This window comes from Streptomyces sp. 135, assembly GCF_020026305.1.
In the GTDB taxonomy this organism is placed as follows: domain Bacteria; phylum Actinomycetota; class Actinomycetes; order Streptomycetales; family Streptomycetaceae; genus Streptomyces.
In genome coordinates, this window is sequence record NZ_CP075691.1 from 556,012 (window position 1) to 575,657 (window position 19,646).

The 19,646-nt window shown below is 72.0% G+C and carries 17 protein-coding genes and 2 pseudogenes; 10 read left to right on the plus strand and 9 right to left on the minus strand.

Annotated elements, in window-relative coordinates:
• The first annotated feature begins 37 nt into the window (after positions 1–37).
• Entirely contained in the window at positions 38–1,195 is a 1,158-nt protein-coding gene (locus KKZ08_RS02575; protein WP_223772864.1) for an ROK family transcriptional regulator, read from the plus strand.
• A gap of 581 nt (positions 1,196–1,776) precedes the next feature.
• On the opposite strand, the gene KKZ08_RS02580 is transcribed toward KKZ08_RS02575, so the two are convergent.
• On the minus strand, positions 1,777–2,538 hold the full coding sequence (locus KKZ08_RS02580) for a GntR family transcriptional regulator (protein WP_223772865.1): 762 nt from the start codon (positions 2,536–2,538) through the stop codon (positions 1,777–1,779).
• A 307-nt stretch (positions 2,539–2,845) separates the two neighbouring features.
• Positions 2,846–3,739 (minus strand): RNA polymerase sigma-70 factor, encoded by an 894-nt coding sequence (locus KKZ08_RS02585; protein ID WP_223772866.1) that lies wholly within the window; start codon positions 3,737–3,739, stop codon positions 2,846–2,848.
• A gap of 201 nt (positions 3,740–3,940) precedes the next feature.
• On the opposite strand from KKZ08_RS02585, the gene KKZ08_RS02590 reads away from it, so the two are divergent.
• A complete protein-coding gene (locus KKZ08_RS02590; RefSeq protein ID WP_223772867.1) occupies positions 3,941–4,771 on the plus strand; it encodes an alpha/beta fold hydrolase in 831 nt (276 codons plus the stop codon).
• Positions 4,772–4,810: 39 nt separating this feature from the next.
• On the opposite strand, the pseudogene KKZ08_RS02595 reads toward KKZ08_RS02590, so the two are convergent.
• A pseudogene (locus tag KKZ08_RS02595) lies at positions 4,811–5,647 on the minus strand (DMT family transporter); the annotation flags it as partial.
• Positions 5,648–5,746: 99 nt separating this feature from the next.
• On the opposite strand from KKZ08_RS02595, the gene KKZ08_RS02600 reads away from it, so the two are divergent.
• Positions 5,747–7,216 carry a PLP-dependent aminotransferase family protein gene (locus KKZ08_RS02600; RefSeq protein WP_223772868.1) on the plus strand — a complete coding sequence of 490 codons (1,470 nt, stop codon included), beginning with the start codon at positions 5,747–5,749 and terminating at the stop codon, positions 7,214–7,216.
• Here KKZ08_RS02600 and KKZ08_RS02605 read toward each other — a convergent pair.
• A complete protein-coding gene (locus KKZ08_RS02605) occupies positions 7,174–7,584 on the minus strand; it encodes a VOC family protein (RefSeq protein ID WP_223772869.1) in 411 nt (136 codons plus the stop codon). The two genes, KKZ08_RS02600 and KKZ08_RS02605, sit on opposite strands and share 43 nt — an antisense overlap.
• Before the next feature lie 289 nt (positions 7,585–7,873).
• On the opposite strand from KKZ08_RS02605, the gene KKZ08_RS02610 reads away from it, so the two are divergent.
• Both KKZ08_RS02610 and KKZ08_RS02615 read left to right on the plus strand, forming a co-directional pair.
• Positions 7,874–9,454 carry an alkaline phosphatase D family protein gene (locus KKZ08_RS02610; RefSeq protein WP_223772870.1) on the plus strand — a complete coding sequence of 527 codons (1,581 nt, stop codon included), beginning with the start codon at positions 7,874–7,876 and terminating at the stop codon, positions 9,452–9,454.
• 130 nt (positions 9,455–9,584) lie between these two features.
• Positions 9,585–11,021 carry a GNAT family N-acetyltransferase gene (locus KKZ08_RS02615; protein ID WP_223772871.1) on the plus strand — a complete coding sequence of 479 codons (1,437 nt, stop codon included), beginning with the start codon at positions 9,585–9,587 and terminating at the stop codon, positions 11,019–11,021.
• Here the strand turns inward: KKZ08_RS02615 and KKZ08_RS02620 are convergent.
• Positions 10,966–12,258 carry a PLP-dependent transferase gene (locus tag KKZ08_RS02620; RefSeq protein WP_223772872.1) on the minus strand — a complete coding sequence of 431 codons (1,293 nt, stop codon included), beginning with the start codon at positions 12,256–12,258 and terminating at the stop codon, positions 10,966–10,968. The two genes, KKZ08_RS02615 and KKZ08_RS02620, sit on opposite strands and share 56 nt — an antisense overlap.
• Before the next feature lie 60 nt (positions 12,259–12,318).
• Here KKZ08_RS02620 and KKZ08_RS02625 point away from each other — a divergent pair, with 60 nt between their 5' ends.
• Positions 12,319–12,834 carry an Lrp/AsnC family transcriptional regulator gene (locus KKZ08_RS02625; RefSeq protein ID WP_223772873.1) on the plus strand — a complete coding sequence of 172 codons (516 nt, stop codon included), beginning with the start codon at positions 12,319–12,321 and terminating at the stop codon, positions 12,832–12,834.
• A 32-nt stretch (positions 12,835–12,866) separates the two neighbouring features.
• Positions 12,867–14,573, plus strand: a complete 1,707-nt coding sequence (locus KKZ08_RS02630) for a DUF885 domain-containing protein (protein ID WP_223772874.1) — start codon at positions 12,867–12,869, stop codon at positions 14,571–14,573.
• Positions 14,574–14,629: 56 nt separating this feature from the next.
• Here KKZ08_RS02630 and KKZ08_RS02635 read toward each other — a convergent pair whose 3' ends face one another.
• Positions 14,630–15,157 (minus strand): rhodanese-like domain-containing protein, encoded by a 528-nt coding sequence (locus KKZ08_RS02635; protein WP_223772875.1) that lies wholly within the window; start codon positions 15,155–15,157, stop codon positions 14,630–14,632.
• 94 nt (positions 15,158–15,251) lie between these two features.
• On the opposite strand from KKZ08_RS02635, the pseudogene KKZ08_RS02640 reads away from it, so the two are divergent.
• Positions 15,252–15,697 (plus strand): annotated as a pseudogene (locus KKZ08_RS02640) (Lrp/AsnC family transcriptional regulator).
• A 152-nt stretch (positions 15,698–15,849) separates the two neighbouring features.
• Here KKZ08_RS02640 and KKZ08_RS02645 read toward each other — a convergent pair.
• The 3 genes from KKZ08_RS02645 to KKZ08_RS02655 form a co-directional block, all read right to left on the minus strand.
• Positions 15,850–16,650: an SAM-dependent methyltransferase gene (locus tag KKZ08_RS02645; RefSeq protein ID WP_223772876.1), complete on the minus strand. Its 801-nt coding sequence runs from the start codon at positions 16,648–16,650 to the stop codon at positions 15,850–15,852.
• Positions 16,651–16,954: 304 nt separating this feature from the next.
• Positions 16,955–17,047, minus strand: a complete 93-nt coding sequence (locus tag KKZ08_RS02650) for a lasso RiPP family leader peptide-containing protein (RefSeq protein ID WP_223772877.1) — start codon at positions 17,045–17,047, stop codon at positions 16,955–16,957.
• Positions 17,048–17,203: 156 nt separating this feature from the next.
• A complete protein-coding gene (locus KKZ08_RS02655; RefSeq protein WP_223772878.1) occupies positions 17,204–17,965 on the minus strand; it encodes an SAM-dependent methyltransferase in 762 nt (253 codons plus the stop codon).
• A 314-nt stretch (positions 17,966–18,279) separates the two neighbouring features.
• On the opposite strand from KKZ08_RS02655, the gene KKZ08_RS02660 reads away from it, so the two are divergent.
• On the plus strand, positions 18,280–18,783 hold the full coding sequence (locus tag KKZ08_RS02660; RefSeq protein ID WP_223772879.1) for a MarR family winged helix-turn-helix transcriptional regulator: 504 nt from the start codon (positions 18,280–18,282) through the stop codon (positions 18,781–18,783).
• Between the two features lie 138 nt (positions 18,784–18,921).
• Positions 18,922–19,470: a hypothetical protein gene (locus tag KKZ08_RS02665; RefSeq protein WP_223772880.1), complete on the plus strand. Its 549-nt coding sequence runs from the start codon at positions 18,922–18,924 to the stop codon at positions 19,468–19,470.
• Positions 19,471–19,646 lie beyond the last annotated feature (176 nt).

Here is a 19,646-nt window from a genome sequence, read left to right on the forward strand (position 1 = left end):
ATCCGGCCATCATGCGCACGAGCTGGGAGGACGGACGTTGGGGCAGCTGACCGGCGGGGACCCCTCTCTGTTGCGGCGTATCAACTCCGCGGTGGTGCTGCACGCGCTGCGCGCCGCGGATTTGGCCACGCTCACGGAGATCACCCGAGTGACCGGACTCTCGCGGCCCACCGTCGAGGGGGTCGTCGAGGGGCTCATCGAGGCCGGGCTCGTGGTGGAGTCCGCGGCCGAGGAGAGCGGCGCCAGGCGCCAGGGCCGGCCTGCCCGGAAGTTCCGCTTCCGGGCGGAGGCGGGCCATTTGCTGGGCCTCGAGGTCGGGCCGCACCGGGTGGCGGCCCTCCTGTCGGACCTGGACGGCACGGTGCTCGGGACGGCTTCGAAGGACGTCTGCGAGGAGGCCTCCGCGGACGAGCGGCTCGAACGCCTGCGCACCACGGTCGCCGAGCTGCTGCGCCGGGCCGGGATAGCCCGCACTTCGCTGCGCGCGGTCGGTGTGGGCAGCCCCGGCATCCTGGAGGCGGACGGCACCGTGCGGTTGAGCACGGCGCTGCCGGAATGGACGGGCCTCCAGCTCGGCGAGCGGCTGCGCCGCTCCTTCAAGTGCCCGGTCCTCGTGGAGAACGACGCCAACGCGGCGGCCGTCGCCGAGCACTGGAAGGGGGCGGCGACCGACACCGACGACGTGGTGTTCGTCCTCGCGGGGCTGAGCCCCGGGGCCGGGTCGCTGATCGGCGGGCGACTGCACCGCGGCTTCGGCGGCGCGGCCGGCGAGATCGGCGCGCTGCATCTGCTGGGCCGTGAGGTCACTCCGGAGACGCTGCTCTCCACCACGGGCGAGCCGCTGCACCCGCTGGACGAGCAGGCGGTCGCCCAGGTCTTCGCGGACGCCCGTGAGGGTGACGAGCGGGCGCAGGCGGCCGTGGAGCGTTTCATCCAGCGTCTGGTGCACGACGTCGCGGCCCTGGTGCTGGCCCTCGACCCCGAGCTGGTCGTGGTGGGCGGCTGGGCGGCGGGGCTCGACGGCGTGCTGGAGCCGCTGCACCGGGAGTTGGCGCGCTACTGCCTGCGGCCGCCCCGAGTGGCGCTGTCGGTGCTCGGCGAGGCCGCGGTGGCGACGGGCGCGCTGCGTCTGGCGCTCGACCACGTCGAGGAGCAGTTGTTCGCCGTGCAGGGCACGGTCACCGCGCGCAAGTGAACGCGGCCGCGGCCGGGACACAGCGGGGGAAGGCGCTCGGCAGCAAAGCCGCGCGCCGGGCACGTGGCGCGCCGAGCGCGGTAGCCGCATAGGTTCAAGTGGCGCCCTCGGAATCCGCGAGCGCCGACGGCGACACGGCCGCTACGCCCACGGAACGTCACCTGCCAGACGCATTCACACCTACGCCAGGGAGGACACCCCGAACACCTCGGCGACGACGGAAGCACCACCCCGCCAATACGCCGCAGGAGGAGACTCGCGGCCCGAAAACCACGCGCCGGGCACGTGGCGCGCCGAGCGCGGTAGCCGCATAGGTTCAAGTGGCGCCCTCGGAATCCGCGAGCGCCGACGGCGACACGGCCGCTACGCCCACGGAACGTCATCCGCCGGACGCATGCAACGCGCACGCCAGGGAGAGCGCCCCGAACGCCTCGGCGACGACGGAAGCACCACCCCGCCAACACACCACAAGCGAAGACACACGGCCGAAAACCACGCACCCGGAACATGGCACGCCAAGCGCGGTCGACGCGTAGGTCCGGGAGAGCTCCCCGCAGGAAGCCGCCGCCGGGAAGGCGAGGTCAGGAAGCGCGGCGTTCCGGGCCGTGGTGGATCTCCACGCCGCCGGAGTCGCCGAAGGTGAGGCGGCAGGTGTCCGCGCGGTAGGTCGCCACGGAGACGGCGGCCGTGCCGCCCTCGGCGAAGAAGCGGGTCGTCACGAGGAGCACCGGCGCTCCGGGGAGCCGGTCGAGCGCCTTGGCGTCGTCCGCGCGGGCCGAGCCGAGCTCGACGGCCCGGTCCTGCCCCTCGAGGTCGTGCCGTGCCAGCTCCCGCAGGATGACACGCGCGCGTGCGGCTCCGGAGGGTGCGTCCATGCCGGTCAGCTCGGCGACCGACGACATGGGGACGTACAGCAGCTCGGCGGCGACGGGCTGGCCCTGCGAGACGCGGGTGCGCCGCACCACGTGGACCTGCTCGTCGGGGCGGGTCCCCAGCATGCGGGCGACGGCCGCGGGCGGCGTCGCGGGCGCGCAGTCCGCGGGCTGCCAGGCGTCACCGGCCGCGCCCGGCCAGGTGCCCTGCGCGGATCCGACGGCGACGCCCATGCGCGGCGGGGCGACGGTCGTGCCGACACCGCGGCGGCGCTGGAGCCTGCCTTCGAGTTCGAGCTGTTCGAGTGCCTGGCGGAGCGTGGCGCGGGCGACGCCGAAGCGGGCGGCGAGCTCGCGCTCGTTCGGCAGGATCTCCCCCACGGCGAACTCGGAGTCGAGCGCCTCACTGAGCACGGTCTTCAGATGCCAGTACTTCGGCTCCGGCACCGTTTCGAGCTGCGTGGTCCCCACCCTGTCCTCCGCAATCGCCGTTCACCGGCGGCCTTTTAGCGCCCTTGTTTATTAAAGGTTCCTGCACTATCCCTGCGACCATAGGCCTGCGCCCACCCTTGGTCAAGACCAATCCTCGATCCGTTACAGCCCGCACAGGATTGATGCCACAGAGCATTCATGCGGAGTTCGCACGAGGCCAAGCAGGGGGAATCGGCCACGCGTGCGTGGGGGCGCGCCGGCATTCCATGGAAAGAAGCCCCCATCCGGCGGCGGGGGCTTCTTTCCATGGAATCGTGCGGTTCTGGTCGCCTTCTCGGTGCCGTCCCTATCGGGCGAGCGACACGAGCTTGTCCGGATTGCGGATGATGTAAATGTTCTGGATCAGTCCCTCGGCCGCGTCCACCTGGAAGACGCTGTCGGGCTTGCCGTCGACCAGCAGGAGCAGGCACTCGGCGCCGTTGAGTTCGACGAAGCGGAATTCCAGCTCGGCCCCGGGGGCCGCCACACCCTTGGCGGCGACGCCGCGCAGGAAGCGGCCCACCTTGTCGGCGCTCTCCAGGACGCGCAGCGGCGCCTTGGCCTTGCCGCCGCTGTCGCCGACCAGCCGGACGTCCGGGGCGAGCAGCGACATCAGCCCACTGAGGTCGCCCTCCGACGCGGCGGCGAGGAACCGCTCGGTCAGGTCGCGGCGCTCGGCGGGGTCCACCTCGTAGCGCGGGCGGCCCGCCTCGACGTGCTTGCGAGCCCGCCCGGCGAGCTGGCGCACCGCGGCCTCGCTGCGGTCCAGGGTGAGCGCGATCTCTGCGAACGGGAAGCCGAACGCCTCCCGGAGCACGAAGACGGCCCGCTCCAGGGGTGAGAGGGACTCCAGGACGACGAGGACCGCCAGGGAGACCGACTCGGCGAGCACGGCACGCTCGGCGGTGTCGGGCACCGTGGGGCCGAAGTCGGTGACGTAGGGCTCGGGGAGCCAGGGACCCACGTACGCCTCGCGGCGGGACTGCACATGGCGCAGCCGGTCGATGGCGAGGCGTGTGGTGACGCGCACCAAGTAGGCGCGCGGTTCGCGCACTTGGCCGTGGTCGGCGGCGGACCAGCGAAGCCAGGCTTCTTGGACGACATCCTCCGCGTCGGCCACGCGGCCGAGCATGCGGTAGGCGACGCCCATCAGGACGGGGCGGTGCTCTTCGAAGACATCGGTCACGCTCTCGGTAGCCACCGTTCCATCCCAACTCACGGCGCACCCTCTGTCCAGCGGAAACGGGTGCGGCGCGCAGCACATGGACGGCGGGCCCGACCATCGCGCCAAGGACGGACGGCCGGCCTCTTGAAGTGCGGCCTACTGAACGGTAATTGTTGCTGACAACGCGTCTAACACAGGTGAGCATTCCGTCGCCCCGCGGCGGGGACAGGAGCAGTCATGGCCGCAGAGGTGTCCTTCAGCGTCGCGTCGTCCGACGGCCCGCGCACCGTGACGATCGCCTATGAACGGGCGGGCGCCGGCGAGCCGTTGCTCCTCCTGCACGGCATAGGCCACCACCGGCAGGCCTGGGGCCCGGTCCTTGAGATCCTCGCCGCCGAGCACGACGTGATAGCGGTGGACCTGCCGGGCTTCGGCGCGTCACCCGCGCTGCCGGACGGACTGGCGTACGGCCTCTCGACGGTCGTTCCGGCACTCGGCGCGCTGTGTGAAGCCCTGGGGATCGAGCGTCCCCATGTCGCGGGCAACTCCCTGGGCGGGCTGCTCGCCCTGGAGCTGGGCCGCGAGAAGCTCGCGCGTTCCGTCACCGCGCTCTCGCCCGCCGGTTTCTGGACGCCGGCCGAGCGCAGGTACGCCTTCGGCACGCTGCTCGCGATGCGGCGGGGCGCCCGTCTGCTCCCCGTGCCGGTGATAGAGCGCCTGTCCACCAGCGCGGCCGGGCGCACGGCGCTCACCAGCACCATCTACGCCCGGCCCTGGCGCCGCTCACCGGAGGCGGTCGTCGCCGAGACGCTCGCGCTGCGCCACGCCGCGGGCTTCGAGGCGACCCTCACGGCCGGGCTCGACGTCCATTTCCGCGACGATGTGCCGGGCCTTCCGGTCACCGTCGCCTGGGGCACCCGGGACCGGCTGCTCCTGCGGCGCCAGGGGATCCGCGCCAAGCACACCATCCCCGGCGCGCGCCTCGTGCGGCTCCCGGGCTGCGGTCACGTCCCGATGAACGACGACCCGGCGCTGGTCGCCCGCGCCATCCTCGACACCTGCCGCTGAGCGGCGCCCGCGCAGGACGCCGGACCCGACGGCCACTCCCACCCCCACGAGCGCGCTGCCGACGGCCTGGGCGGCGCCGTACGTGCCCGTGCCGACCAGGGGCGCCGTACCCGCCGCCGCGACCGGGATGAGGCCGGAGAAGAGGGTGGCCCGCTCGGTGCCGATGCGCTGGAGTCCCGTGTACCAGAGCACGAAGCCGATGACCGTGACGATCACCGCCTGCCACAACAGGGCGGCGCTTTCGGTGCGGTCGGGCCACCGCACGAACGCGCTGCCGTCCACGACGACCCCGAGGACGGCCGACTCGGCGGCGGCCAGCGCGCACACGGTGGCGGAGAGGAGCTTCGGGCCGAGCGGCCGCACCAGCGGAACGGCGATCACCGCGAAGCCCACCTCTCCGGCGAGCGCGCAGACCGAGAACGCGAGCCCCATGCCGTCGGTGCGCCCCCACCCCTGCACGACGAAGGCACCGGTGGCGACGAGCAGCGCCCCGTAGATGACGACGCGCTGGGGATGACGCCGTTCAAGGAGCGGCACGAGGATGGCGACGACGACCGGAGCGCACCCTACGAAGACACCCGGTACGGCAGGTTCCGCCGACCGTTCCGCGGCCAGGATGGCCATGTTGAAGCCGACCATGCCCACGGCCGCAAGGAGGGCGAGGCGTCCCCACTGACGGCGCGGCAGCCGCCGCAGGGCGGCGGTCCCGCCTCTGCCGAGCCAGGGCAGAAGGAGCAGGCAGGCCAGTCCGTAGCGGACGAACTGGCCGCCGGTGTACGGGTAGTCGCCCAGCAGACTGTTGGCGGTGAAGGAGCCCCCGACGAGGAGGCAGGCGAGGGCCGCGAGCAGCGCCCCGCGTGAGGAGTTCGCGTTCATGCCCCGACGCTAGAAAGCGGGGCGGCCCCCATTAAGGTCCACTTTCAGGTCTGGTTCGGGGACCACTTCCCCACCCCCCTCTCCTGTGAGGAGAAACCTGTGGGACAGAGCGCCGTGGACGGTCCGCTCGGGAACGCGGCCTGGGAGTTGCTGCTCCCGGCGGCCTCCGCCCCGGCACGCAGCCGGGGCCGCAGCCTGCGCTCGGCCCTGCGCGAGGCCGTCAGGTCGGGCCGGCTCGCATCCGGCACCCGGCTGCCCTCCAGCCGTGAACTCGCCGCCGACCTGGGCGTCTCGCGAGGCCTGATCACGGAGGCGTACGAGCAGTTGACGGCCGAGGGGTATCTGCGCAGCGACCGGGGTTCGGGGACCTGGGTCGGCGGTGCGGCGCGGGCCGCGGCGCCGGCGGTCCGCGATCGCGCGCCCCGGCCCGGGCACGCGCGCGTGGACTTCCTCCCCGGCGTCCCGGACCTCTCGCTGTTCCCCCGCGCGGCCTGGGCCACCGCCCACCGCCGGGTGCTCGCCGAACTCCCGCACCACATGCTGGGCTACCCGGATCCCCGCGGCCTGCCCCGGCTGCGTACGGTCCTCGCCGACCTGCTGGTGCGGCGGCGCGGCGTCGTCGCGGACCCGGAGCGCGTCGTCGTGTGCTCCGGAGTGGCGCAGGCCATGACGCTGCTGGCGCTGGCCCTCCGCGCGCGTGGACACACGGCGGTCGGCGTGGAGGCCCCCGGCAGCCCCGAGCACGAGACGTTGATCGCCGCCGCCGGGATCACCCCGGTGGGCATCCCCGTGGACGGCGAAGGCGTGGGGACGGGGACGCTGCGGGAGCGGGACGTACGCGCGGTCGTCACCACGCCCGCCCATCAGTTCCCGTCGGGGATCGCCTATTCGGCGAGGCGGCGCGCCGAACTCCTCGACTGGGCGCGGTCGGTGGACGGCCTCGTCGTGGAGGACGACTACGACGGGGACTTCCGCTACGACCGCGCCCCGGTGGGAGCGTTGCAGGGGCTCGATCCGGAACACGTGGCCTACACCGGGTCGGTGAGCAAATCGCTCGCGCCCGGCCTGCGTCTGGGCTGGCTGCTGGTGCCGGACGGCCTCGCCGAGGAGGTCGTCGAGCGCAAGCGCGTGATGGACCTCGGCAATCCGACGCTCGACCAGGCACTCCTGGCCCGCTTCGTGGAACGGGGCGACTACGACCGGCATCTGCGCCGCTGCCAGCGCGCCTACCGAGACCGCAGGGACGCCCTGGTGGCGGCGCTGGGCGAGCATCTGCCGGGGGTGCGCGTCACCGGGATCGCGGCCGGTCTGCACGTCATCGCCCGGCTGCCCGACCGCTGGGGCCCGCAGGACGTCTTCCTGGAGCGGGCCGCCGCGGCCGGGGTCGCCGTCCGGCCGCTGAGCGACTACGGCACGCCGGCCGGGACCGGCGTGAGTCTGGTCCTCGGGTACGCGCACCTGCCGCCCGCCCGGATCGCCGAGGGCGTGCGGCTGCTGGCCGAAGCCGTTCAGGAGCCTTTGGGGGCTCAGGCGTTGGACCACGCGCGCGTGCAGAGCACCAGACGGTAGCCGTCGGGGTCCTCGACCGTGACGCCCCATTCGTTCCAGTACGGGTTCGGCGACTGGACCCGCTTGCCGCCGTGCTCCTCCAGGCGGGCGATCAGCTCCTCGGGGACCTCGCCGTCGACGTACACGACGAGCAGGTCCTCCTCGGTGGGGCGCGGCTGGACCGGAGCGGCGGCTTCGTGGACCAGTTCGAGGTGCCAGGAGGCGTCCGGCCACCCCACCATGAGCAGGTCGTGCTCACCCGGGGCGTCACCGCCCTCCGCGCGGTACACCACGCCAAGACCGAGTCCGCCGACCCAGAAGCGCTCGGCCGCCGCCAGGTCGCGGGAGGGGCGGGCTATGCGGATGTGGCTCCGACCGTTGACAGGCATGTCGATCCCCCTTCTGTGCGGCACGCCCGTTCGCGTGCCCCTGGGGCATGAGCGTAGAGGGAAGTTGATCACTTGACATCGGCCTTACGTCCTGGTGCGCCGGCCCTGGGCATCCGTCCGCGGACCTGCGACCTCGGGCCGAGGCCGAGCCCGGGACTCAAGTGATCTCCGCGCCCCCGTTCCCCCGCGCGCGGGGGAAGTTGTTCACTTGTGGTTCGTGTGGACGCTGTGGCGCGCCCCTGGTCAGGCACCCGCACACTGGTCGCACCGGTCAACTGGAGGCGCATTCATGTCACACCGTCAGCCGAGCCCGTCCCCCCGCCGCCGCAGCGTGCTGCGCGGATCACTGGCAGTTCCGGCGGCGCTCACCGTGCCGTCACTGGCCGGGGCGGCTCCCTCGTTCGCCCTTTCGGGACGCCCGAAGGCCGGGTGGGGCGTGCAGGCGGGCGACGTGAGCGCGCACGCGGGGCTCGTCTGGGTCCGGTCCGACCGTCCGGCCCGGATGATCGTGGAGACGTCGGCGACGGAGTCGTTCCGCGACCCCCGGCGCTGGCGCGGACCGCTGCTCGGTCCCGACACGGATTTCACGGGGACGACACGGCTGCGCGGACTGCCCGCCGGTGAGCAGATCCACTACCGGGTGCTGCTCCAGGACCCCGACGATCCTCGGCGTACGGGAGAGCCGGTCGCCGGCACGTTCCGTACGACGCCCAAGGGCCGCAAGGAGGGCGTGCGCTTCCTGTGGTCGGGCGACATCGCGGGCCAGGGCTGGGGCATCAACCCCGACCGGGGCGGCTTCCGCGTCTTCGAGGAGATGCGCCGCCGTGACCCCGACTTCTTCCTGTGCAGCGGCGACAACATCTACGCGGACGGGCCGATCCAGTCCAGCGTCACGCTGCCCGACGGGTCCGTGTGGCGCAACGTCACGACGGAGGAGAAGTCCAAGGTCGCCGAGTCCCTCACGGAGTTCCGGGGCGCGTTCCGCTACAACCTGCTGGACGAGAACCTGCGGCGGTTCAACGCCCAGGTGCCCTCCATCGTGCAGTGGGACGACCACGAGGTGCGCAACAACTGGTACCCGGGGCAGATCCTGGACGACGCCCGCTACACGGAGAAGGACGTGAACGTCCTGGCGGGGCGCTCCCTGCGGGCGTTCAGCGAGTACTACCCGATCTCCACGCAGGCCCCGGGCGACGAGGACGGCCGGATGTACCGCGTGCTGCGGCACGGCCCGCTCCTGGACGTGTTCGTCCTGGACATGCGCTCGTACCGCAACGCCAACTCCCCGAACAGGCAGCCCGACGACGCCACCGGCATCCTCGGTGCCCGGCAGCTCGCCTGGCTGAAGCGGGAGCTCTCGCGCTCGCGGGCGGTGTGGAAGGTCATCGCCTCCGACATGCCGCTGGGCCTTGTCGTGCCCGACGGCAGGACGAACTTCGAGGCCGTGGCGCAGGGCGACCCCGGCGCCCCGCTGGGCCGTGAGCTCCAGATCGCGGAGCTGCTGCGGCACATCAAGCACCGGAAGATCACCGGCACGCTGTGGCTGACCGCCGACGTGCACTACACCTCGGCACAGCACTACGACCCGTCGCGGGCGGCGTTCAAGGACTTCGCGCCGTTCTGGGAGTTCGTGTCCGGGCCGCTGGCCGCCGGTGGGTTCCCCGCGACGAAGCTGGACGGGACGTTCGGCCCCGAGCAGAAGTTCGTCAAGGCACCGAGCCGCGCGAACACCTCCCCCGCCGAGACCCCGCCGTACTTCGGGGAGGTCGACATCGACGGGGGCAGCGGTGAGCTGACCGTGCGCCTGCGGCAGGAGGGCGGCGGCGTACTGTTCACGCAGGTCCTGCGGCCGGGGCGGGTCGGCCAGTAGGGGCGGCGCACCGGGAGAGCGCCCGGGGCGAAAGGGCACGAAGAGGGCAGATGGCCTCTTAACCCATCAGTCACAAGGCGTTCGTGATCACGCAACACCGGTCCCGCACAGTGGCCGTATGCGAGCTGAGATGTCTGACGTGACACGGACCAAGCACGGCCGTCCCGTTCACCACTGGCGGCGCGACGTCGTCGAGCTGGCCGCCCTGTTCACCGCCGTCGCGGTGGCGGACGCGGTGGCGAACATGATCGGGCACGGCCCCGACGGCCCCGCCCTCCTCGTGGTCTCGGCCGTGGTGCTGGTCGCCACGGCCGGGTTCCACATCTGGTGGGCACGGCACCACAACCACGCCCCGCCGCCGGCGCACGATACCGGCCCCCGGCCGCCCGCCACCGCGGAGCAGGCCGGGTCCACCCCCGCCGACCCCGCGGGGGCGACGACGCTGTGGCGGATGCGCACGACCGTACGGGACGAGCCGGGGTCGCTGGCGGCGCTGTGCATGGCGCTCGCCGACCGGCGGGTGGACATCCTGAGCCTCCAGGCGCACCCCCTGGCCGAGGGCACGGTCGACGAGTTCCTGTTGCGCGCCCCCGAGGCGCTGCCCGCCGCCGAGCTGACCCGCTCGATCGCCGGGGCGGGCGGCGCGGGCACCTGGATCGAACGCGCCGACGCCCACGACCTGGTGGACGCCCCCACCCGCGTCCTGGGCCTGGCCACCCGCACCGCGCTCGACGCCGCCGAGCTGCCGCTCGCGCTGCGCCAGCTCCTGGGCCGCTGCACCATCCGGTCGCTGCCCGCCGCGTCCCGGGCGGTGTCGCGGCGGGACGGGACGACGCCCGCGGCCCCCGAGGACATGGTGCCGGTCGACGGCGTACTCGAAGGAACCGTGCTGCGTCTGAGGGGCCCCGAGGGCGAGGTGATCACCGTGGAGCGGCCCTATCTGCCGTTCACGCCCACGGAGTTCGCCCGCGCGCGGGCGCTGGTGGAGCTCGACACGCGGCTCGGTCCGCGCGTCCCGCTCAGCCAGGACACGCTGACGCTGCCCGAGGGCAACTCCATCACCCTGCGCCGCGCCGACACGGCCGATGTCGACGCGGCCAAGGCCATGCACGACCGCTGCTCGCAGCGCACCCTGAGCCTGCGCTACCACGGGCCGGTGCGGGACGCCGACCGCTACCTGAACCACCTGCTCAGCCCCCGGTTCGGCCGTACCCTCGCGGTGCAGACGGCCTCCGGCCGCGTCGTCGGCATCGGCCACCTGCTCTGGGACGGCGACGAGACCGAGATCGCGCTGCTCGTCGAGGACGACTGGCAGCGGCGCGGCATCGGCGGCCGGCTGCTCCGCCGACTCGTCGCCATGGCCGTGGACGCGGGCTGCGAGAGCGTGTACGCGGTGACGCAGGCGTCCAACACCGGCATGGTCGCGGCGATGCGCGGCCTCGGCCTGCCGCTCGACTACCAGATCGAGGAGGGCACGCTGGTGATCACGGCCCGCCTCGACGCGACGACCGTCAGCCCACCGGCTCAGGGCGTCCACGCCGAACGGCATCAGCGGGCTGAGCGCTGACGGGTCCGAGGGCCCGGTCCAGGTCGCGCCAGAGGTCCTCGACGTCCTCAAGGCCGCACGACATGCGCAGCAGGCGGTCGCTCACACCGGACGAGTGCCGGTCCGCCACGTCCACGACGCGGTGGCTGATGGACGCCGGGTGCTGGATGAGGGTGTCGACGCTGCCGAGGCTGACCGCCGGGGTGATCAGCCGCACGCCGGCGGTCACCTCGTGCGGGTCGCCGAGGACCTCGAAGGCGACCATGGCGCCGCCGAGACGCGGGTAGTGGACGCGGGCCACGCGCGGGTCCGCGGCGAGGCGCCGCGCCAGCTCCGCCGCGTTCGCCGACGCCGCCCGCACCCGGACCGGCAGCGTGGCGAGGCCGCGCAGCAGCAGATATCCGGCCAGGGGGTGCAGCACCCCGCCGGTGGCGAACCGCACCTGGCGCAGCCGCCGCGCGAACTCCTCGTCGCACGCCACCACCCCGCCGAGGACGTCGCCGTGCCCGCCCAGGTATTTCGTGGCGCTGTGCAGCACGAGGCGCGCCCCGCTCTCCACCGGCCGCTGGAGGACGGGCGTGGCGAAGGTGTTGTCGGCGAGCAGCGGCACCTCACCGCAGGCGTGGGCCACGGCGGCCAGGTCGAGTTCGGCGAGCGTCGGATTGGCCGGCGACTCGACCATCACCAGGCCGGTGTCGGGGCGGACGGCCTCCGCGATGCCGGCCGGATCGACCCACGTCACCTCGTTGCCGAGCAGGCCCGCGGTGAGCAGGTGGTCGCTGCAGCCGTAGAGCGGCCGGACCGCCACGACGTGCCGCAGGCCCGCGGCGCCGCGGACGAGCAGGACCGCGCTGAGGGCGGCCATGCCGCTCGCGAACGCGACGGCGCTCTCGGTGCCTTCGAGGCGGGCGAGGGCGGTCTCGAAGCGGGCGACGGTCGGGTTGCCGAGGCGGGCGTAGACGGGCGGCCCGTCGTCGAGGACGCCGTCGGCGGCGAAGGCGTCGATGCGGGCGGCCTCGGCCCGGCTGTCATGGGAGGGGTACGTCGTGGAGAGGTCGATGGGCGGCGCGTGCAGGCCAAGGCCGGCCAGGTCGTCCCGTCCGGCGTGCACGGCCTCGGTGGCCAGAGCGCGCGGCACGGGGCGCGAGCTGTCGGTCCGCGCCCGCCGCTCCGTGCCGCCGCCGTCCGCCGCGTGGGCACCGGGGTGCGAGCCCTCCCGCGTAACCGTCCCCATGGCTGTCTCCGTGTTCGCGTCCATGCCCCACAGGCTGAACATCACACGGGGTTCCGATGGAAAACACCGTGCTACGTTCGCCCGATGGCCGACTCTGTCGCACTGGACCCGGTGGATCTCCACATTTTGCGCCTGTTGCAGAACGACGCCCGGACCACCTACCGCGATCTGGCGGCACAGGTCGGTGTGGCGCCGTCGACCTGCCTCGACCGGGTGACGCGGCTGCGGCGCTCGGGGGTGATCCTCGGACACCAGCTGCGCCTGGACCCGGCGCGCCTCGGCCGCGGCCTCCAGGCGCTGCTCTCGGTCCAGGTGCGGCCGCACCGCCGCGATCTGGTCGGGCCGTTCGTGGAGCGGATCCGGGCGCTGCCCGAGTCCCTGTCCCTGTTCCATCTGACGGGCCCCGAGGACTTCCTGGTGCATGTGGCGGTCGCCGGTCCCGCGGACCTCCAGCGGCTCGTCCTCGACGAGTTCACGGCGCGGCGCGAAGTGGCGCGCGTGGAGACGAGGTTGATCTTCCAGCAGTGGGAGTGCGGCCCGCTCCTGCCGCCCGAGGCCACCGCCGAAGGGCCGCGCGATCCCGTCGGCGAATCCTGGTGACGCGCGCCCGTCGTTCGTACGAGGATGTCCGCATGTCAGCCACGAATAACCCGCAGTCGGACGCCGGCCCCCTGCCCCGCGAGGTCGCCGACGCGTACGTCGACGAGCTCATCGCCCTCGATCCCATCACCGGCACCTACCTCGGCGTCGAGGAGAGCAACAGCAGGCTCCCCGACACCTCGCCCGCGGGGCAGGACGCCCTCGCACGGCTGGCGCAGACGACGCTGGACCGGCTCGACGAGGCGGAGCGCAGGCCCGGTGCCGACAGTGAGATCGAGCGCCGCTGCGGCCGGCTGCTGCGCGAGCGGCTCACCGCGGAGCTGGCCGTGCACGACGCCGGTGAGGGCCTGCGTTCGGTCGGCAATCTGCACACCATGCCGCACCAGGTGCGGGAGATCTTCACCGTGACCCCGATGGAGACCGAGCAGGACTGGGCGGTGATCGCGGAGCGGCTGCGGGCCGTGCCGGCCGCGTTCGAGGGCTACCGCGCCTCGCTCGAACTCGGTCTTGAGCGCAAGCTGTTCGCGTCGCCGCGTCCCACGGACACGTTCATCGGGCAGCTCACCGAGTGGGCGGGTCCCAAGGGCGGGCCCGGCTGGTTCGAGGAGTTCGCCGCTCAGGGCCCGGAGGCGCTCCGCGCCGACCTGGACACCGCGGCGCGGGCCGCGACCGCCTCGGTCGTGGCGCTGCGCGACTGGATGCGGGACGTCTACGCGCCCACGATCGAGGGCTCCCCCGACACCGTGGGCCGCGAGCGGTACGCCCTGCTGTCCCGCCACTTCAACGGCACCGACCTGGACCTCGACGAGGCGTACGCGTACGGCTGGTCGGAGTTCCACCGGCTGATCGCGGAGATGCGGACCGAGGCCGAGAAGATCCTGCCCGGCGCGGCCACGCCGTGGGTGGCGCTCGCCCACCTCGACGAGCACGGGACGCACATCGAGGGCGTCGAGGAGACGCGCGTCTGGCTCCAGGAGCTGATGGACGAGGCGATCGAGGCGCTGGACGGCACACACTTCGAACTCGCCGACCGGGTGCGGAAGGTGGAGTCCCACGTCGCCCCACCCGGCGGCGCGGCGGCCCCCTATTACACCGCTCCCTCCGAGGACTTCTCACGCCCCGGCCGCACCTGGCTGCCGACCATGGGCGAGACCCGCTTCCCCGTCTACGATCTCGTCTCCACCTGGTACCACGAGGGCGTCCCCGGCCATCACCTGCAGCTCGCCCAGTGGGCGCATGTCGCGGAGAACCTCTCCCGCTACCAGGCGACCGTCGGCATCGTCAGCGCCAACGCGGAGGGCTGGGCGCTCTACGCGGAGCGGCTCATGGACGAACTCGGCTTCCTGACCGACGCGGAGCGCAGGCTCGGCTACCTGGACGCGCAGATGATGCGCGCGCTGCGGGTCATCGTGGACATCGGCATGCACCTGGAGCTGGAGATCCCGGCCGACTCGCCCGTCCACCCGGGCGAGCGCTGGACGCCGGACCTGGCCCAGGAGTTCTACGACGCGCACTGCGGCCGTCCGACGGAGTACGTGGCGAGCGAGATGACGCGCTACCTCACGATCCCCGGCCAGGCCATCGGCTACAAGCTGGGTGAGCGGGCCTGGCTCCTCGGCCGCGAGAACGCGCGCCGACGCCACGGCGACGCGTTCGACGCCAAGGCCTGGCACATGGCGGCACTGTCCCAGGGCTCGCTGGGCCTGGACGATCTGGTGGACGAACTGTCCCGGCTGTGACGGCTCGCGGGCGGCGGGGCGGGGCGGCGGCTTTCGCCCCCCGCCCCGGGCCCCGCTCAGCAGCCGCAGTCCTCCGCGTCGACAGGAGCCGTGAGCGCGTCGGGGGTACGCCGCTCGCGGCCCTCCCACGTCTCGAACGCGAAGCCCTCACGCACCCAGTACTCGAAGCCGCCCAGCATCTCCTTGACCCTGAAGCCCAGTTGGGCGAGGGCGAGGGCCGCCCGCGTCGCGCCGTTGCAGCCGGGACCCCAGCAGTAGGTGACGACCGGCACCGACTTGTCGAGGAGCGCCTCGGCCTGTTCGGGGATCAGCGCGGTGGGCAGGTGGAGCGCGCCCGGCACGTGCCCCTGGTCCCAGGCGGCGGTGGAACGGGTGTCGATCACGATGAATCCGGGGCGGCCGCCGTCGGCGAGCGCGGACGCCACGTCGGAGACGTCGGCGTGGAAAGCGAGGCTCGTCCCGAAATGCGCGACGGCCGCGGCCGGGCAGGCGGGCGGCACCCGCAGGACCGGATTCGAAGTGGCGGCCGCCGAGGCGCCCGAGACGGAGGAAGGGGCGCTGAGCTGCGGGTTCGTGGTGTTCATGGCAGAAAATCTATGGCCGGCGCCCGGAAGTCTGAAGCGGTGATCCCCGGCATCCCCCTTGATCCACCGGGGATTTCCCTGTTACCTCTCGGGCATGACCGGTTATTCCACGGACGCCACCGACTGGCGCATCCTCGACGTCCTCCAGCGCGAGGGCCGCGCCAGCTATGCCGAACTGGCGCGCGCCGTCTCGATGTCCCCGAGCGCCGTCACCGAGCGGGTGCGGCGCCTGGAGAGGCGGGCGTCATCCAGGGCTACGCGGCCGTGGTCGACCCGGAGCGGCTCGGCCTGCCGATCCTCGCGTTCGTACGACTGCGCTACCCGACCGGCAACTACAAGCCGTTCCACGACCTGGTGGAGGCGACCCCGGAGATCCTGGAGGCGCATCACGTCACGGGCGACGACTGTTTCGTCATCAAGGTCGCCGCGCGCTCGATGAGCCACCTCGAAGAGGTCTCGGGCCGGATCGGCGCACTGGGTTCGGTGACGACGAGCATCGTCTACTCCTCTCCCCTGTCACGACGGCCGCTGGGACGCTGAGGAGCGGCAGCTCTGGAAGGCCGCGCCCAAGGGGGCGTCCCCTGAAGCAGGACAAAGCACTGCCAACCCTCATCAACCTCTGCGCCCCGGCCACCGGGAAATGACCGAAAGTACACCCCTGGCCGCAGGTCGCCAGGTCACCCGGCATGTGCTCACTTCTTACGGGCGACCGCCCCGTACATGGCAATGGCACGGTCCTCGATGCCGGCCTGCTCAGGGCCCGGCCGCCACTTGTGGACCTGGGTGACGCCCGGCTCCATCAGCTCCATGCCCTCGAAGAAGGAGGTGGCGGTCGGCAGGTCACGCAGCGCCATGGGCATGCCCTGCCGCGCGTACTCCTCCGCCACCCGGCCGATCTCCTCGGGCGCGAAGTCCGCGGTGCCGATGGTCAGCGCGAGGAAGCTGCCCGACGGCAGCGGTTCGAGCAGACGCCGCACGAGGTTCCGGTCGTCCGGCGGCAGGATGAAGTGCAGGATGCCGATGACCATCAGGCCGACCGGTTCGTCCAGGTCCACCAGGGCACGGAACTGGGCGCTGTCCAAGATGGCGTCCGGATCATGCATGTCCGCGTCGACGTACGCGGTCGCCCCCTCCGGGGAGCTCTGCAAGAGCGCGCGGGCGTGGGCCAGCACGATCGGGTCGTTGTCGACGTAGACCACGCGGGACTCCGGCGCGACCGACTGCACCACCTCGTGCAGGTTGGGAGCCGTAGGCAGTCCGGTGCCGATGTCGAGGAACTGGCGAACGCCCTGCTCCTCCGCCAGAAAACGCCCGGCACGGTGCATGAACCGCCTGTTCTCCAGCATGTGCACGGGCAGCGCCGGCCAATGCCGGCACATGGCGTCGCCCGCCTCGATGTCGACGAGGTAGTGGTCCTTGCCTCCCAGGATGTAGTCGTACACCCGCGCGGAATGTGCCGTCGAGGTATCGATCCGCTCGCCTGCGCCGTGCATGGGACAGCTCCGCTCTTCACTGCTGACTATGAGCTCCAGACGCTATGCCGTACCGACGCCTCGACAACTCGATGTCGTCAAGGCGCCGGCACGCGCATTGCGGCCGTCGGTACGCGCCTTGCGGCCGTCGGCCCCGTCGGCCTCAGGACGACTCCTCGGAGCCCCGCCGCGGCCATGCCGCGTTCACCGTCCGGGAGGGCGGCGAAGCACACATCACCGCTCATTGGCACATCCCCCGTCATGTGCTGTCCGGTCGCGGCCAGTTGGGGCCGGGGTACCACTCGTAGGGAGGGAACCCGCCCTCTTAGAACGCTCCCAGGGCCTCACCCCGGGTCGGCTCGGCGAAGTCACCGACCTCTGCCATGGCCGGTGGTTCGTACAGTTCGTCCTGCTGCATGAAATTCCTCCTCGGCTGCGGCTGGTGGCGTGGCACCCACGCCCCGGTGGTACGTACTCAGGACGTTTCGGCACTACGTCCAACAGGAGGCAGCGCCATGTGCGCCGTGCACGCCCGGCTCAGGGAGGGAACCGGCGATATGGGCGTGACGGTGGCTCACGGCGGGATGGGTGCGCTGACCCCGGCGACGATCCGTACCGGGGTCGGTGCGGACGGGGAGTCGGTCCCCCACCGCTGGACGTCGACCAGGTGTCCCGGCCGGGCGAGCGGCAGGTCGCCGAACAGCTTCCGGATCCCGCGTTCGCTGCGGATGTGGAACGCCCCGGACGACTGCCGGTATACACCCTCGATCCGCCGCACCGCTTCCGGGTCGCTCCCCGTGGCACAGATGTGGGACACCGCCAACACGCTGCCGGGAGCCAGTAGTTGCCGTATCCGCGCCACGATCGCGACCGGATCCTCCTCATCACTGATGAAATGCAGGACGGCGACGAGCAGAACCGCCACGGGCTCGTCCAGATCGATCAGCCTTCTCAGCGTGGGGGCGCCGAAAAGCCGCTCCGGTTCACGCACGTCGCCCTCGATGAGAGCACTGGAGGCGCTCGACACCGACGCGGCCCCCTCAGCGAGCACCACCGGGTCGCAGTCGACCCCGACGACCTTCGCTTCCGGCGAGCAGGCCCGCGCGATCTCGAACACCGACGGGCTGGTGGGAATGCCGGTGCCCACGTCGATGAACTGGCGGATGCCCCGGGCGGCGCAGTACCGCACGGCGGCGAGAGCGAACGTCCGGTTCGCGCGAGCCAGCAGGGGCGCCTCCGGGAGCGCCTCCAGCACCTTCGCGACCGCGTCCCGGTCACAGCTCTGGTGGGCGTCTCCGCCCAGCATGTAGTCGTACATACGAGCGGAGCTGGGCACTCCCGGGCCGCTCAACGCATCTGTCACCGCCGCTACCCCTCTCCCCCGTACCCCTTCACGGGCACGATCCGTGACCGAGGCCCCGGTGCTAGCGGGCGGCGTTCGCTGCCTGCGGGCTGCCCCGGCGAGCAAGACGCCAGAGCTGCGGCACAGGACCTCGTCTGTCGTTGTTCCATCGCGCTCGGCACGGCAACCCAGGGTGCGGGGACATGGCAGTTCCGATGAGGATGGGGCGCGGACCAAGGCGGAAATCGGGATGCGGCATTCACTGCAACGGCTGTTCAGTGCGCTGGGGGGAATGTACCCTCGCGATCATGGAGTCACTGACCGGAACCACCACCGATCAGGCGCCGGCGAACCCGGCCGCCACCGATGACATGCTGGCCACTCAGCCGGTCGGCTACTGGTGCGGCCTGACCCATACAACCGTCACCCGGCATCTGCGTGACGCCATGGCCAAGATCGACGCCACGCAGCCGCAGTACTGGGTACTCAACCGCGTGAACGGCGGCCCCACGGCGCCGAGCCGCGAGGAAGTCGTCGCGCAGCTGACACACCTTGTTGACGGGCCGCATGAAATTGCCAGGATCGTCGACCAGTTGCTCCACCGCGAATGGCTCCGGATCGACGACGGGCAGCGCCTGCACCTCACGGATGCCGGGGAGACCGCCAGAGTGCGGCTTCGTGAGCTGGCGACCGAGATACGCGCCGTGGTCCACCAGGGCATCAGCGACGAGGAGTACGTGGCCGCGCTCAAGGTACTGCGCAAGATGGTGGCCAATGTGGAAGGGGACGGGACTCCCGGTAATCCGTCCTGATTTCGCGATCTTGTGGCGGACCCGGCCAGCCAGAGCTGCTCCGCCGATGGCCGGTTCCGGATCGCGTGGCGGGAGCGAACTTCCGTAGGCTCGGCAGGGCAGGACTCGCCTGTTACACGAGTAGCCCAGGGAGTTGGCGTGTTGTACGCATTCGCCTTTGAGCGGGTCGGTGTCGTGCTCAGTGACCTCTACTTCCGGAATCCGAATCCGCTGCACGGGCAGGAGTCCCCCGAGCGCGGGGTACGGCTGGAACTACGAGTCTTCGAAAGCGGCGAGCTGCCCGGCTCCATCTACTCGGCGCGCCCCATCACGATCGGTCGCCCGCTATGGCGGGTAGATCTCCTCCAGGACGCGGACGCCGCTCCGAACACCTTCGATCGGACACACCACCACCCGAATATCGTCGGCTGGGAACCCGGCCCACGGACATTCGTCGAGGGGTTGTCTGACGAGCCGCTGGCGTGGCTGGCTGAGAAATTCACCGACATCTCCAGTCTGCTGAGGGAGGCCGGCATCTCACCGGACGAGATCTCGGCCGCGGACGCAGACAGCCTTCGGGCAGCGGCGCCCGAGATCGTGGGCACCGTTCGCCGGGTGCTGGAGCGGGTGTGGGCCGGCGAACTCGGACACCCGAAGATCGACGTGGAGTCAGGATCGGCGACCAGCATCAGAGCCGGCTGGCTCTAGCTCACCTCGGAAGATCCACGGAGACCGCGCGATCAAGGATATGAGCGGTGTACGGCCGTCTGGTCGAGGAGGGTGTTCGGCAGTGGACCGAGCTGCCGCTGGGGCGCACGAGTGCGGGCGTGTGCGGGCGTGTGGAACGGCAGAAGGCACGGGGCCGGCCCCCAGGGCATTCGCTG